The organism is Paenibacillus silagei, assembly GCF_017874735.1.
Classification (GTDB): Bacteria; Bacillota; Bacilli; order Paenibacillales; family Paenibacillaceae; genus Paenibacillus_AQ; species Paenibacillus_AQ silagei.
In genome coordinates, this window is the sequence record NZ_JAGGLV010000022.1 from 95,475 (window position 1) to 109,805 (window position 14,331).

Consider the following 14,331-nt stretch of genomic DNA (forward strand, 5'->3'; position numbering starts at 1 on the left):
TTATATGGTTTTGGCTGCTACAGATTTGAGCTTCTTGCTTCGTTTGTCGATCAGCAGAATTTCATTCTCATTCTCCCGGTCGGCGCCGATTTCCATATTATCCTCAATGACCGTGTTCTGACTGATGATGGCTTTATGAATTCTCACGTTCTTGCCGATCTTCACCTTGGGCATAATGACAGAGTCAGTGATGACACTGCCTTCGCCCACTTCAACCCCGTAAAAGAGGACTGAGTGCTTCACCTCGCCATGCACGATGCAGCCCTCATTAATGATGCAGCTCGATACCTTGGCTCCCGGTGCCACATATTGTGCGGGCTGATTCGGATTACGGGTGAAGATTCTCCAGCCGGTATCGTTCAGATTCAGGGGAGGCGTATCGCTCAGAAGATCCATGTTCGCTTCCCACAGACTGTCTACCGTACCTACATCTCTCCAGTAGCCTTCAAAAGGATAAGCGTACAGGGATTGGCCTTCACCCAGCATCATCGGAATAATGTCCTTACCGAAGTCATGGGATGATCCGGCGTTCTCCCCGTCCTCAAGCAGATGCTTGCGCAGAACATCCCATTTGAAAATATATACCCCCATAGAAGCAAGTGTGCTCTTAGGCTGGGCCGGCTTCTCTTCGAACTCGTAAATCTTCAGATCATCTTCCGTATTCAGTATGCCGAAGCGGCTCGCTTCCTCCAATGGAACGTCAATAACCGAGATGGTGCAGTCGGCGTTCTTGGATTTGTGATATTGCAGCATGGCATGATAATCCATCTTGTAAATATGGTCTCCCGACAGAATTAACACATGCTCCGGATCGAATTGATCCACGAACTTAAGATTGCGGTAAATGGCATCCGCCGTTCCCCGGTACCAGCTGCTTCCATTCTCCCGTTCATGCGGAGGCAATACGAATACGCCGCCATCCTTGCGGTTCAAATCCCAGTCGCTGCCGACTCCGATATACGAATGCAGCACCAGCGGTTCATATTGTGTCAGCACACCCACGGTATCGATGCCCGAATTCGAGCAGTTACTTAGGGGGAAGTCGATGATCCGGTAGGTTCCTCCGAAATAAACAGCCGGTTTGGCAATCGATTTGGTCAAACTTTTTAATCTTTTCCCTTGGCCTCCCGCCAATAGCATGGCTACCATCTCTTTTTTCTTCATGGAAGAGCCTCCTTGACTTATGGGTAATGGAACATGTAATAAATTAGGTTAAATGAGTGATGCTGTGAAGTTAGACCTAAGTAAATACCCTAAAAAGAAGTGTTGTGAAAAGATGTAGCCCAAAAGAAATGCAGAGACAGGATGAATACGGGTGATACGGGGAGGAAAACAGCTGATCGGGACATATTACCGGTTAAGCCGAATCAAAAGCAAAAACCAGGTTGTATCCTTTATTCTAATAGTGTTCTATACCCGCCGTCAAAACCCTTTATTGCCCGCCTTAAACTGAGTAATTTCTAACTATATTTCATATTCATGGCGCGATAAATCACTATAATTAGATTAATATGATTAACCGCAATCAGCGCGAATGAATCGAAGGTTTGGCTCCAAAGACCTATTTTCAGCAAACCTTCAACCTGTGGCTTCAAACTATGGACATACTATACTTACTTAATTACTGGATATGGAGGAATTGCTAATGAAAGCAGCCCAAGGTGTCCGGCTACTCCTGGTGGATGATGAGCCTCATATCCTTCAGTTTCTGGAGCTGGGCCTAATTAACGAAGGCTTTGAGGTACAGACCGCCGCCGATGGCGCTGAGGCCCTGGCAGCAGCGGCCGACTTCAAGCCGCATGTCGTCATCCTTGATGTGATGATGCCCGGCATGGACGGATTTGAGGTCTGCCGGTGCCTCCGCGCTGAGGAAGCAGAGGTGGCGATCATCATGCTTACTGCCAAGGATGAGGTGGACGACCGCGTCACGGGCCTGTCCCTGGGCGCAGATGATTACATGGTGAAGCCGTTCAGCTTCGAGGAGCTGCTGGCCCGGATTCAGGCCCGGCTGCGCAACCAGTTCCCCGGCCTGCTCGGCGAGGTCCGCTGCGGCCCCTTCCGGATTGACGGCCGCCGCAAGGAGATCCGCCATAAGGAGGAGGTGCTGGAGCTGTCTCCGACCGAATATGAGCTGCTGCAGTATCTGGTGATCAACCACGGACTGGTCCTGAGCAAGCCGATGATTCTGGACAAGGTGTGGGGCTATGACTTCGGCGGAGAGGAGAATATCGTGGAGGTCTATATCCGCTCCCTCCGGGAGAAGCTCGGCGACAAGGAGCACCGGATCATCCGCACCCTGCGCGGGGCGGGGTACCGGGTGGATCTGGTATGACTGCCCGGACCCGTAGATTCACGGGCAGATTCCATGCTCCGCGTTCCCTGCGCAAGCAGCTGCTCGTCACCTCGCTGCTCATTCTCTCAGGATTGCTTATACTGATCGGCACACTCCAGTATGTACTCATGCGAAATTTCATATACAGCAACCGGGCAGAGGCGATGGAGACCCAGATACGCTCTGTGCCATTTGAAATCTTCAATAATGCAGGTAACAGACGACCCGGAGGAGACCGTCGTCCCCTGCTGCTGGACGCCCATACTACCCTCGCTATCTACAATCAGGATGGCGGCTTCATGGATTTGAAGGAAGAGACTCTGTCCGCTTCACCTGCACCGAGAATGAGTAATGAGGCCTATGACCAGCTGTTGAAGCTCCCCCAGGACAAGAGGGGCGGGAATTACCAGTTGATTACCGCCGGGGATGGCAGCGGACATCTGGCTGTCTTCATGAATCTGGGCAGGCCCGGTGCTGCCCGGATGCTTCTGCAGATGACAGTGGAGACCGGACCGCTGAGGGATGTCATCCTGCAGCAGCTGCTTATCTTCGGCGCATTGTCGCTAGCGGCTCTACTGGCCGGGCTGCTGCTGTATTTGCCTACGCTGCGCAAGACGCTGGTCCCCTTATCCAACATGGGGCGTTCGGCCCAGATTATCGATGCCGGCAACCTGAATGTGCGGTTCCCCGAGGAGCAGGGCCAGCTTGAGATCGACCAGCTCTCCCAGTCCTTCAACGGCATGCTGGAGCGGCTGGAGATTTCGTTCAAGAATGAGCGGGAGGCGAAAGAGCAGATGCGCCGGTTCGCCGCCGATGCTTCCCATGAGCTGCGGACGCCGCTGACGTCCATCTACGGCTTCCTGGAGGTGCTGCTGCGCGGAGCTGCCGATAACCGGGAACAGCTCTACAGCGCGCTCAGCAGCATGCACGGTGAAGCCAAGCGGATCAACAAGCTGGTGGAGGACCTGCTTCTGCTCGCCCGGATGGACGGCGCACCCCGGCTGCAGGTCAAGCAGGTACTGCTGGGCGAGCTGATTGACGACATGCAGGCGCAGCTGCGGGTACTGGCCGGAGAGCGGCAGGTCGTCTTCGACCTGGCCTACGGCATCCGTTGCCTGGTTGATCCTGATCAGATCAGACAGGTCCTTCTTAATCTATTCCACAATGCGGTTCAGCATACCGATGCGGTCAAGGGCATCATCCATATATCTCTGCACGCCGCAGGAGAACTGGCAGAGCTGACCGTGAAGGATAACGGTTCCGGCATCTCTGCGGAGCATCTCCCGCATGTCTTCGACCGCTTCTATCGCAGCGATTCCTCCCGCACACGCAAATACGGCGGCTCCGGGCTTGGGTTATCGATTACGAGGTCCATTGCAGAAGCGCATCACGGAGAGGTGACGGTATCCAGCGCTCCGGGTGAGGGCGCTGCCTTCAAGGTCTCCCTTCCATGCCTGCAGGATTAGCCAATGAGCTGTAAATAGCGATATAATAGTAGGCAGGAATGAAGTGAGTTTTGCGAAGTGGTTCCATGAGGTTTATGCTATCAAAACTTTTAGGAGGGTATCTCATGTACGAAATCGCCATTATCGGTGCCGGTCCTGCCGGTGCAAGCGCCGCCCTGTTCGCTGCCAAGGCCGGCAAAAAAACACTGCTGATTGACAACGACAAAGGTATGACCCGCAGAGGCTGGTATGAGAATTATTACGGAATTAGCGAGATCGGCGGACCTGATCTGGTAGAAACCGGACATAAGCAGGCCGTGAAGTTCGGGGCCGAGCTGGTTGCCGGACAGGCGACCTCACTGGAAGCCAGCGGTGAGGGCTTCGTCATCGGGACAGAGAGCGGAGCTACTTATGAAGCTAAGCATGTCGTGCTGGCGACAGGTGTTCTGACGGATCTGGCTGCCGCAGCCGGGGTAACGACTAAAGAAGGTACGGAGCCAAGAATCAAGACGGTGATTGCATCCACACCGGAAGGCAGAACCAACATCGACGGAATCTGGGCCGCCGGAACTGTGGCCGGGATGAGTGTTCATGCAATTATCACTGCCGGGGACGGCGCCAAGGTTGCCGTTAACGTTATCAGTGAGCTGAACGGCGCACGTTATGTCGATCACGATTTGCTGAAGGCTTAGCAGATACAGCTGTTACATAAGAACCGCCTTTCCTTTTTGGAGGAGAGGCGGTTTTTTGATGTGGAAGGAATATGGTTATTTGTTGAGACTGGCGACTCTCTGCTCCTGCGCGCTCTGCTGCGGCCTGCCGCTGTAGAATTCCTGAACGATGTAGAGGGGACGGCCCTTCGATTCATCATAGATCCGTCCGACATACTCCCCCAGAATACCCAGCATGAGCAGCACGAACCCGTTGAAGGTCAAGGTGATCCCGATCATCGATGCCCAGCCCTTCACGGCCGCATCCGTAAAGAGCGCCAGATACAGCACATACATCAGGTACAGAAACCCGGATACGGACAGCAGTGCTCCAAGAACACCCGCCAGCTTCAGCGGCTTATAAGAGAAGGAGGTAATGCCGTCCAGCGACAGCTTCAGCATCCGCCCTAACGGATATTTGGTCTCTCCGGCCAGCCGCTCCTCCCGCTCGTATTCTATCGCCTTCTGGCGGAATCCGACCCAGCTGACCAGACCGCGCACGAAGCGGTTCTTCTCCGGCAGACGCTTCAGCTCATCGCAGACTCTGCGGTCCATCAGGCGGAAATCACCGGTGTCCACCGGAATGGAGATATCTGTTGAATAACGCAGCACCCGGTAAAATAAGCTGGCTGTCCACTTTTTAAACAGGGACTCTCCATTTCGCTTGATCCGCTTGGCATACACGACCTGGTAGCCTTGCTTCCACTCCGCAATCATCTCCGGAATCAGCTCGGGCGGGTCCTGGAGATCCGCGTCAATGATCACGACCGCATCGCCCAGCGCATAATCCATACCTGCGGTAATAGCGACCTGATGCCCGAAATTGCGGGACAGATCGATCAGCTTCACACTTTCATCCCAATAGCTGTATTCCTCGATCATCTGCGCGCAGTTGTCCGTGCTGCCGTCATTGACGAAGATCAGCTCGTAGGGCTCGCCTGTTATGCCCATTACTTTTTTGATGCGCCGGTAGGTCTCCTGAATAACAGCCTCTTCATTGAACATCGGTATTATAATGGAATAGCGCACTTGAACACTCATGGGCAGCTCCTCCTTAAAAGTAGTAAGGAAGCGCGCCGGCACACGGCCGGATATACGCGCTTCCTGATCTCCTGCTCATGCAGGTTAGTTCAGGGTGATCTCGTACAAGGTTCCGGCATTGCCGCTGTTCTGCGTTCCCTGCCAGTCTGCGGCCGGAACCTCCGTCCCGTTCGCGGTAATCCATTCCGTAATCTCCGAGCTGCCGCCGCCCCGCATCCCGCCCATGCCGCCGCTGGTGACCAGGAAGTACTTCACTTGCCCGCTCTCTACAAGCTCCTTCAGAGTGGCTGGGGTGTAGGGCGTATCTGACGCATTGAAGCCGTTCAGGATGACGACCTGCTCCCCTTCGTCGATGATATACGGGCCTGCCGTTCCATAATCCATCGCTGCGAACAGATATTTCTCGCCGGTATTATGCTCCTTGAGATAGGTCAGCAGAGACTCATTGATACCGGCAGCGTTATTCCTTCCCCCCATGCCGCCCATGTTGGCTATGTCGGGCATGTTGGCTATGTTGGGCATGTTGCCCATTGCCCCCATCCCGAAGGGGCTGCCGCTATCCGGCCCTGCTGCTGGAGTCATGCTATTATTTCCATAGACAATCGGTGTGAATGCCCAATAGATCGGGCCAATCATCAGCACCAGGAACCCTGCTGCCGCAGCGGCATGTAACCAGGAATGCTTAGTCCGTACCGCCTTCAGCAGCCGCAGAATTATTAGCACTACTGTCATTGCAATACCTGCTGCCAGTATGCCCACGGACCAGCCGCTGCCGATGGTATCGTTATACGGACGGATAATGTACACCTCAAGCACCGTTGTAGCCAGCACCGCTGCGGGCAGCAGCCACGACAGCCAGGTCTGCCGCTCCTTATAGTAGCTCCAGAGCTGAGACCAGCCTGCACCTGCCAGCGCCGCCACCGGCGGAGCCATCATAATCAGGTAGTACTGGTGGAAGAAGCCGGCGATGCTGAAGAATCCCATGACCGGGACCAGCCAGGCCAGCCAGAAGAGGGCTTCCTTATGCTGCCGGGTGAAGCTCCTGCGACGCAGGCTGGCCAAGATCCCGATGCTGCCAAACAGCACGAACGGCAGCAGCCAGCTCGCCTGGCCGGACAGCTCCTGCTGGAACAGCCGCAGCGGACCGGCAGTGCCTGTGTTGAACATGCCGCCGTTCATCCCTCCGCGTCCGTTCGGGCTTCCGAACCCGCCGAAGCCGCCGTCCGCTCCTTCACCGCGCCGTCCGCCGTCCTGACCGCCCGGCACCATTCCGCCACCGCGTCCGTCCTGGCCTGGAGCAGTCCCGCCGCTGTCACGGCTCTGATTGTCCCCGGCGGCGGAATCTCGGCCGTTCATCGTCCCTTGTCCGTCCGCGCCCCCTTGTCCGCCAGTTCCATCCATGGGCGGGAATTCACCGCTAAAGTCCGGCATTTCCCCGTTCATTCCGTTCATTCCGGGCATGCCACCGCCGCCGAAGCCCCCGCTCCCGGCTCCTCCAGTGCTGCGGTCACCGGTCAAGCGGGACACACCGTTATAGCCAAAAGCCAGATTAAGCACAGAATTGGTGCCGCTGCTCCCGATGTAAGGCCGCTTATCTGCCGGAATGGAATCGACAATTACAGCCCAGGATAGAGACACTGCCAGCAGTACGGCAGTGCAGGCTGCAAGGGTGCCGGTCTTCTTTTTCCAGTTCACCTGGGCTGCCAAGAGATAGAATAGATAAAAGGCCGGAAGAACCATATACGCCTGCAGCATCTTCTCATTGAAGGCGACACCGATAAGCCCGAAGGCGGCGAGCAGGCTACCCGGCCGGTGGGTCCGGGTGCCACTGAAGAGAAACCATGCTGCCAGCAGTAAAGTGAATACCAGCAGCGCATCAATATTGTTCGTCCGGCTTACCGCCGCTGCTACCGGGGTGGCCGCCATAACGAGCGCTGCAAGCCGTGCCGCCGCCTGTCCGAAGGTTGGCTTCACCAGCAGATAGACTAAGAGTACCGAGCCTACACCGCCGAGCACCTGGGGGAGAATGACACTCCAGCCATGCAGGCCGAAGACCAGTGCACTTAAGGTCTGCAGCCAGAAGGTTACCGGCGGCTTATCAACTGTTACAGACCCTGCTGAATCCAGGGAAGCGAAGAAGAAGTTATGGAAGCTCTGCAGCATGCTGCCCACTGCGGTTGTATAGTACGTATTGGCATATTGGTCATTCCAGATTCCGTATCCGTACAGGACGGCGGCCAGCAGCATAATCATTACCAGTACAACATCGGTACCCGGCCTCTTCAGTATTTTCATCGTTTGATCCACTCCGATTCGTTCATTTCTTAGGTGTATTATGGCATCCGTACCTTAACCGGCAATGAATGCCCGCTGAATGTTTGCTGAACGTACCGGACACGCCAAATACCCCACCAAGAGATACATCCTGGTGGGGTATTTGGGAGAGCTACTATTTCCTTTACGGCTTACGGGCCAGCGCTGCTACCTTATTCAGGGTGTTCCAGTTGCGCGCGGTAAGCACCGTTCCCAGCAGCTTGTCGAATGACACCTTGAACAGCGGCGACTCGCTCACACTCACTTCATAGAAGGCATACAGCTCCCTGCCGATCACCCGCACCTTATCGGCTCCATCCTCATAGGGACGGAGCTTCTCCAGTGCTTCAGCGGCTGGCTCCGCTGCCAGAAACGAGACGTACAGGCGCTTGTAGGCTTCCGGCTCACTCTGCGGGAACGGGTTGCCGGCAATGGCCGCCTCCAGCTCCTCCAGAGAACGGATGATTACAGGCACCTCAAAGCCGAAGGTCTCCTGGATCCGCTGGCTGATGGTCCCGGCAAGCCCGGAAGCGGAGGCTCCTTCACTCTCGAACACAACGTTGCCGCTCTGAATGTAGGTGCACACATGCTCATATTTAAGCGCTTCGAACATCGCCTTCAGTTCTTGCATCTTAATGATTTTGTTGCCGCCGACATTAATGCCGCGCAGTAAGGCAATGTATGTATTCATCTGCGTTCCGCCTTCTCTATATCATCTATTATTCTGTTGCCCGCAGCATTATGCTCTCAGGCGTCTGCGGATCTCGCGGACCAGCAGCTCCTTCTCGGGAACCGGAAGTCCTTCAACCAGCCGTGCGGCTGCTACCGGCAGTATCCACGGGGTGATATCTGCAAGCGTCAAGCCTGACAGCTTCAGATACCTGCGGACATATTGCGCGGTAAGCCGCTTCCTGGCGAACCCTAAGAACCCCTTAGTGAACACAGAAGCCGACTCAGGCATGGACCCGATACTGAACATGATTACCGACCGTGCAACATCTGCTGCAGGATTGCCGCGGACGCCGGTCATCCAGTCTATCACCCACAGCTTGCTGTCCATCAGGATGTTGTCCGGGTGAAAATCGCCATGGCACAGCTTCTCCCCGTCCGGCAGCCGGGCAAGCCGGTACAGAATCTGTGTCTTCTCCTCTGTCTCAAGCATGGGCGCCGCGATAATATGCTACTCCAGCCGCTTCTTCTGCGCTCCTGCTTCGCCCATGCCATCGAGCTGGTGAAGGCTATGATGCAGTCCGGCCATCTGCTTGAAGCCGCTGAAGTTCAGCCACGGCTTCCGGTTCATTTGCTGTAACAGGGTAGGACCGGCGATCTGCTGATACACAATTCCCGGTCTGCCCTCTACCACTACCCGCTCATGGGGCTGCGGAGTAGCAACACCTTGTTCATAGACCCATTTACTGAAACGGTATTCTAAGTCCACATGCTCTTCCGGAACGTCATCGCGGTACAGCTTAAGAATCTTTCCTTCCCCGTACTCCAGCACTTCCGCCGTTCTGCCTTGACCGATTACCTTCCCCTGCATATCAAGCCCTCCAGGCTAATCCAGACTGATCCGCGAGTAAATGCTCTCATCTCCCTTTATAGTGAATCGCGGAAAAACTCATGATAGAAATTAATAATAACCAGCAGCACAGCCAGTGATTCGTTGACGCTATCCACTTCCAGAGCGTGGTTGGCATCGTCAATCCTGTATACCCTTACCTGCTTCATGCTGCTAAGCTCGGCAGGATGCTGCCCGGTGAACATCGGGTCACTCCCGCCATAAATTACACTACCCCGGCTCTGCCGGATGAACGGAAGGCTCTCGGGAACAGGTGTAAGGAACAGATGCGAGACCTTCTCGCCCACTCCGGGCTCCGACGCAACCTTACCGGCAATAATCGTCCCCATACTCTTGCTGATGAACAAAAGCTGCTCGTAGTCGGGAAGGGAAGCAAGCGCAATCTTGCATTCCTCGGCAACAATATCAATCTCCTCGCGCTTGAAGGATACTCTCGCAGCCTGGTAGCCGTATTCAAGCAGCAGCAGGTCACAGCCGTATTCCCGGGCCAGCTTGCCCGCATAATCCAGCAGCGGCCGCTCGGCGGAATAATTCTGTCCCGGAAACACCACAGCCAGCATCTTGGAGCCTTGCGTAATAAGCTTATGTCTGACCTCTCTGCCCCAATGTGAGGACATTACAATGCTGGATACGCTCATCTATCATCCACGCCTTTCCTACCTGTTCTATAAGATTCTCTCTTGCCTCTCATTATAGCTAACTTCAGCACAGGTTGAAAACCGGACAGCCCCGCAGGGCGGGGGGTGAATAGCTGACAATAGCTGACGCTGCTCTATGAACCTTCCGGCTGCTGCTCTGGAAGGGCCTTGTGTCTACTGTTCCTTCTGCGGGCAAGAAGCTCGGCTGTAAGCCATAGTACCACAGGAATCACCACTTCGAACGGGAGGGCATATACCTTGTAGATGTGATAAGCGAACTCCTCCATTTCCATAATATTGGAATATATGAAGTCCGACAGATAGATCATGATCAGCCCCATCTGAAGCACTACAGACCGGTAGCTCCCCAGCTTGAATACCTTCGCTACCCCGTTGCAGGTTACATACAGGCACAGACTGACCTTGACGAAGAGCGCCGTAACAAACACAATGGCCGCCGAGCCCTCGATCCGGGTAACGAAATCGCCTATGTTAATCCGGCTGACCGCCACGTATGAGGGGAAGTACAGACTGGACAGAATATCAGGGCCGAGCATCAGCAGGTTGCGCAGCGTAATCATAATAATGATCCCCCCTGCAATCAATGTGCTGCTGACCAGCACCCGCTTGGCAGAGCCCTTGGCCGGAATAGCGCTGAATGCGCCAAGGAAGACTACAATCTCGGCAAAAGGGAAGGTGAACGAGCCTGCTGTATCTGCAAGAATAAGGTTGAATCTGGTATGGAGTAGCGGCTTCAAATGATGGTATTCAAATTTGGGTACGGAGAGTAGTTGTAAGATCACAATTACAATCAGCGAGAACAGCAGCAGGAATTTGGCGCTTCTTCCAAGCACCTCGATCCCGGCGTGAACCACCCACATACAGAGCAGGCCAATCATAAGCATGGGTGCGAGCATCGGAGTTGCGGTTAAAGCCACGGTCTTGCTGAACTCCCCGAAATTGCGCAGCACCAGCGCGCCCAGATGTAAAGCATACCAGATATACAGACAACAGAGCATCCGTCCCAGGATGGAGCCGAACACTTCAATCAGCATGTCGTACAGATCCTTGCCCGGAAACAAGACATGGAGCCTCGCATAGACCAGCATCAGCGGGAGCGCCAGCAGAATCGCCAGACACTGGGCAATCCAGCTGCTGTTACCCGATTGTGACGACGTTCCCAGGAACAGGGAAGCGCCGGTGATAAATAATACAGCGATGCTGATCGACTGGCCAGCCGGAATAATCTCTTTGCTCACGCTTTCCCCCTCCTTCAGCAGTGCGCTCTAATATAGCTTTTTCACCCAATCCACAAACAGCGGGGACGGACTGGGAATCTCCCAGTGCATCGACAAGGCGAAGGCCAGCGCGAAGGAGATCAGATACAGGGCGCAGCAGACCATGAAATCCCGCTTCATTCCCTTCTTCCGCAGCCCATACGGATCAATGACCGCTATCAATGCGTAGATGAATACCACGTAAATGACCATGCTTAATCCCCCAGCCGGATGGCCCGCGAAGTCTTGGCACTGCTCTGTATCGTCACCTTGGACTTGACGCTCACTTCAAGACCGGCAAAGACCTCAGGCCAGCGGTCCTTCACTTTGTCCCAGAGCTTAGGCTGGTTCTCGTACAAGCTCTCGCCAAAGCCAAAAATATCAGCATCGTATTCCTGCTGCATCTTATGAATTAACGCAAGAATATCTGCCTGCAGCTGCTCGGCTGCCCTTTGCTCGATATCCTGAAGCGTCTCATCCTTAAGGAATCCATCCGGTGTCATCACCTCATCCAGCGCTGTCTTGGTTACAGTACGAATGTCTATTTGGAGCTTGCCATCCACCATTTGGTGCTTCAGCTTGGTCTGATTGGAAATAATCTCCAGCGAATACGCGGGATTCCCCCGCTTATCATCTACAGCCAGCACCCCACCCTTCAGTACATTTTTGACGATAAGCATCGTCTTCGTCTCATCGCCGCTCAGCTTGCCCACCATCCGGTCCTTCACGAATACGGCGGTACCTACCACCCTTTCGCTCTCCTCACCATTTTTCCGGTGAATATGAATGATTGGAGCCGTCGCATTAATCCCCGAAGTCTCCAGCTTGTCGATGAAATCCCAGATCTCCACAGTCGGGGCGGTATTCGTATACCTCTCGTCACGCATCATCTGGGCCAATTCAAAGGACAGGATCGCTTCCGTGGTACTGTTCAGATTGAGCACCTCGCGGGCCGTCTTCTCTCCAGACACGAAGATGAACACATCCGACCGGGTCTCGGTGTCCCGGCTGTACCAGTCAATGACTTTGACCAGCCCCTCTCTGGCCGCTTCCTCACTGATGATGATTGCCTTCGCATGACTCCAGAACAGCTTCTTGCCTGTCATAGAGATCATATTGCGGACAATCTCAAACATCGTATCCCCGCTGAGGCTGACCATCTTGTAGCCCGCTTGGGCCTTGTCCGCCGACCCGCCTGTATCCACTACCTCTGCTGTAAGCAGCAGCTCCCCATCCTCATTCTTATCAATGGCCACTCCGGCAACAATCGCCATATCATCCACCTCGGCATAATTCCAGCAGCCGGTGAGTCCCAGGCTCAGCAGCAGCAACAGTGCGATAAGAGAGGTACACCTTCTCAGCAGAGATCTCATGACCGCTTGGCCGGTCTCTTGGCCGGCTTCCGTCTCCGGTTGCGCATGCCAATCACCGCAGGGCGCAAATTCATATCCCACCAGGGCGCCCGGACGGTTGTATCCTTAATATCCTGGGGGCGGATCGAGCCTACCCCGAGCATGTATGAGACGCCGAAGGAGCGCAGGCTCATTAGGTGAATGACCAGACCGAGCAGACCGAAGAAATACCCGTAGAGGCCCAGGAAGAAGGTGGTGCCCAGCAGCACCAGTCTGGCTATGATCAGCGGTCCGGTCAGCCTCGGATTGAGCAGCGTCGTTATCCCTGTCAATCCCACCACAATGACCATCGGCGCACTGACAATCCGCGCATCCACAGCAGCCTGGCCCAGCACCAGCGCCCCGACAATGCTTACAGCCTGGCCAATCGATGTCGGTATCCGTGCCCCCGCTTCCCGCAGCACCTCGAAGATGGTCAGCATAAGCAGCGCTTCCACTATGGTTGGAAAAGGCACCGATTGCCTGGCAGTCGCAATACTAAGCAGGAGCAGAGTGGGGACCATCTCCTGGGCATAGGTTACAAGGGCAATATAAGCGGCTGGGATACTGATCGACATGAAGGCTCCCAACACTCTAAGCACACGGTTAAACGATGCAAAATAATAGTTGATATAATAATCCTCACTGGCCTGGAAGTTCTCAACGAATACATAAGGAACGGTCAGCGCAAAAGGGGTGCCTTCGACGAGGACCGCAACCCGGCCCTCCATGATTTTACTCACAATTGTGTCCGGCCGTTCGGTACTTCCAACGGTTTCAAACGGAGAGTAGGGCTCGTCACGGATCAGCTCGGACAGATAACCCGTGTCCAGAATCAGATCAAGCTCCACCTTCTCCAGCCTGTCATACAGCTCCTTAATAATGTCGGGAGAGGCCAGGCTCCCCATATAGCAGATACAGGTCTGCGTCTTGCTGCGTGTTCCGATTTCCGTGAATTCAAATTTCAGATCCGGGTCGCGCACCCTGCGGCGGATCAGGGTCAGATTCACAAGCAGCGATTCGGTGAAGCCCTCACGGGGGCCACGCACCGTTTTCTCTGTAGTAGGCTCTTCTATCGCTCTGGAGTCCCATCCCTGAACATTGATGAGAAGCCCTCCGGCATAGCCTTCCAGCAGCAGCACCGCCTTCCCGCTGACGACCGCCCCGATCAGTCCATCCATCTCCTCGGAGACCATGACATCTGGGGTATCAATGACAGTCAACCGGATTCTCTCCATCAGAACTTTAGGGTCCCGGTGCTCTTCTTCTGCGGGCTGGTAGGCGAGTACCGGCTTGATAATCCCCGTCTGAATCAGATTCCGGTCCACCATTCCATCGACATAGATTAACCCGCAGCGGACGGAAGCGCCCTGGCTGTTCTCTATAATCCTTACTCTTAGTGTCCCGTCGTTATTGAATATCTTCCGCAGCCGATCCACCGTCTCCTCCAGCGAAGGGCTTAGTGGAGGATGCGCTGATAGGGTACCGGCAGCTTCGCTGTTCAGTGCAGGTTGCTTGTTCTTCACCGCTATCACTCCTCTCAGAGATCTATTGCTCTGATTATCCCCCGTCTCTCTAACTCCTATTCGCCAGAATTTGCTGGAT

14 protein-coding genes are annotated in these 14,331 nt (G+C 54.8%); 3 read left to right on the forward strand and 11 right to left on the reverse strand.

What is annotated here, in order from left to right:
* The gene (locus J2Z70_RS25690) at positions 1 to 1,164 is read right to left on the reverse strand and encodes a glucose-1-phosphate adenylyltransferase (protein WP_076083906.1); all 1,164 of its coding nucleotides are present in this window, start codon (positions 1,162 to 1,164) and stop codon (positions 1 to 3) included.
* Between the two features lie 481 nt (positions 1,165 to 1,645).
* Between J2Z70_RS25690 and J2Z70_RS25695 the strand changes: the two genes are divergently transcribed.
* From J2Z70_RS25695 to J2Z70_RS25705, 3 genes are all read left to right on the forward strand, one after another.
* Complete coding sequence (locus J2Z70_RS25695) at positions 1,646 to 2,332, forward strand: response regulator transcription factor (RefSeq protein ID WP_036722260.1); 687 nt, start codon at positions 1,646 to 1,648, stop codon at positions 2,330 to 2,332.
* The gene (locus tag J2Z70_RS25700) at positions 2,329 to 3,798 is read left to right on the forward strand and encodes a sensor histidine kinase (RefSeq protein WP_209877892.1); all 1,470 of its coding nucleotides are present in this window, start codon (positions 2,329 to 2,331) and stop codon (positions 3,796 to 3,798) included. Before J2Z70_RS25695 ends, J2Z70_RS25700 begins: the two co-directional genes overlap by 4 nt.
* Before the next feature lie 104 nt (positions 3,799 to 3,902).
* Complete coding sequence (locus J2Z70_RS25705; protein WP_209877894.1) at positions 3,903 to 4,469, forward strand: FAD-dependent oxidoreductase; 567 nt, start codon at positions 3,903 to 3,905, stop codon at positions 4,467 to 4,469.
* 75 nt (positions 4,470 to 4,544) lie between these two features.
* Here the strand turns inward: J2Z70_RS25705 and J2Z70_RS25710 are convergent, their stop codons facing one another.
* The 10 genes from J2Z70_RS25710 to J2Z70_RS25755 form a co-directional block, all read right to left on the reverse strand.
* Positions 4,545 to 5,528 carry a glycosyltransferase family 2 protein gene (locus tag J2Z70_RS25710; protein WP_209877896.1) on the reverse strand — a complete coding sequence of 328 codons (984 nt, stop codon included), beginning with the start codon at positions 5,526 to 5,528 and terminating at the stop codon, positions 4,545 to 4,547.
* A gap of 84 nt (positions 5,529 to 5,612) precedes the next feature.
* On the reverse strand, positions 5,613 to 7,823 hold the full coding sequence (locus J2Z70_RS25715; RefSeq protein ID WP_209877898.1) for an ArnT family glycosyltransferase: 2,211 nt from the start codon (positions 7,821 to 7,823) through the stop codon (positions 5,613 to 5,615).
* 163 nt (positions 7,824 to 7,986) lie between these two features.
* Entirely contained in the window at positions 7,987 to 8,532 is a 546-nt protein-coding gene (locus J2Z70_RS25720) for a DUF1697 domain-containing protein (protein WP_209877900.1), read from the reverse strand.
* Between the two features lie 48 nt (positions 8,533 to 8,580).
* Positions 8,581 to 9,003 (reverse strand): phosphotransferase, encoded by a 423-nt coding sequence (locus J2Z70_RS25725; RefSeq protein WP_209877902.1) that lies wholly within the window; start codon positions 9,001 to 9,003, stop codon positions 8,581 to 8,583.
* 18 nt (positions 9,004 to 9,021) lie between these two features.
* Positions 9,022 to 9,381, reverse strand: a complete 360-nt coding sequence (locus J2Z70_RS25730) for a hypothetical protein (protein ID WP_209877903.1) — start codon at positions 9,379 to 9,381, stop codon at positions 9,022 to 9,024.
* Positions 9,382 to 9,437: 56 nt separating this feature from the next.
* Positions 9,438 to 10,058: a BTB/POZ domain-containing protein gene (locus J2Z70_RS25735; protein WP_036722244.1), complete on the reverse strand. Its 621-nt coding sequence runs from the start codon at positions 10,056 to 10,058 to the stop codon at positions 9,438 to 9,440.
* A gap of 134 nt (positions 10,059 to 10,192) precedes the next feature.
* Positions 10,193 to 11,317, reverse strand: coding sequence for a GerAB/ArcD/ProY family transporter (locus tag J2Z70_RS25740; protein ID WP_209877905.1), 1,125 nt, complete (start codon positions 11,315 to 11,317; stop codon positions 10,193 to 10,195).
* Between the two features lie 27 nt (positions 11,318 to 11,344).
* Complete coding sequence (locus J2Z70_RS25745) at positions 11,345 to 11,548, reverse strand: hypothetical protein (protein ID WP_209877907.1); 204 nt, start codon at positions 11,546 to 11,548, stop codon at positions 11,345 to 11,347.
* A 2-nt stretch (positions 11,549 to 11,550) separates the two neighbouring features.
* Positions 11,551 to 12,708 (reverse strand): Ger(x)C family spore germination protein, encoded by a 1,158-nt coding sequence (locus J2Z70_RS25750; RefSeq protein WP_209877909.1) that lies wholly within the window; start codon positions 12,706 to 12,708, stop codon positions 11,551 to 11,553.
* Positions 12,705 to 14,252, reverse strand: a complete 1,548-nt coding sequence (locus tag J2Z70_RS25755; protein WP_342593059.1) for a spore germination protein — start codon at positions 14,250 to 14,252, stop codon at positions 12,705 to 12,707. The genes J2Z70_RS25750 and J2Z70_RS25755 overlap by 4 nt, the downstream gene beginning before the upstream one ends.
* Positions 14,253 to 14,331 lie beyond the last annotated feature (79 nt).

Excerpts from the sequence above, each read along its gene's own strand:
- J2Z70_RS25690 (WP_076083906.1), bottom strand. The coding sequence starts at position 1,164 with ATGAAGAAAAAAGAGATGGTAGCCATGCTATTGGCGGGAGGCCAAGGG.
- J2Z70_RS25695 (WP_036722260.1), top strand. The coding sequence starts at position 1,646 with ATGAAAGCAGCCCAAGGTGTCCGGCTACTCCTGGTGGATGATGAGCCT.
- J2Z70_RS25700 (WP_209877892.1), top strand. The coding sequence starts at position 2,329 with ATGACTGCCCGGACCCGTAGATTCACGGGCAGATTCCATGCTCCGCGT.
- J2Z70_RS25705 (WP_209877894.1), top strand. The coding sequence starts at position 3,903 with ATGTACGAAATCGCCATTATCGGTGCCGGTCCTGCCGGTGCAAGCGCC.
- J2Z70_RS25710 (WP_209877896.1), bottom strand. The coding sequence starts at position 5,528 with ATGAGTGTTCAAGTGCGCTATTCCATTATAATACCGATGTTCAATGAA.
- J2Z70_RS25715 (WP_209877898.1), bottom strand. The coding sequence starts at position 7,823 with ATGAAAATACTGAAGAGGCCGGGTACCGATGTTGTACTGGTAATGATT.
- J2Z70_RS25720 (WP_209877900.1), bottom strand. The coding sequence starts at position 8,532 with ATGAATACATACATTGCCTTACTGCGCGGCATTAATGTCGGCGGCAAC.
- J2Z70_RS25725 (WP_209877902.1), bottom strand. The coding sequence starts at position 9,003 with ATGCTTGAGACAGAGGAGAAGACACAGATTCTGTACCGGCTTGCCCGG.
- J2Z70_RS25730 (WP_209877903.1), bottom strand. The coding sequence starts at position 9,381 with ATGCAGGGGAAGGTAATCGGTCAAGGCAGAACGGCGGAAGTGCTGGAG.
- J2Z70_RS25735 (WP_036722244.1), bottom strand. The coding sequence starts at position 10,058 with ATGAGCGTATCCAGCATTGTAATGTCCTCACATTGGGGCAGAGAGGTC.
- J2Z70_RS25745 (WP_209877907.1), bottom strand. The coding sequence starts at position 11,548 with ATGGTCATTTACGTGGTATTCATCTACGCATTGATAGCGGTCATTGAT.
- J2Z70_RS25750 (WP_209877909.1), bottom strand. The coding sequence starts at position 12,708 with ATGAGATCTCTGCTGAGAAGGTGTACCTCTCTTATCGCACTGTTGCTG.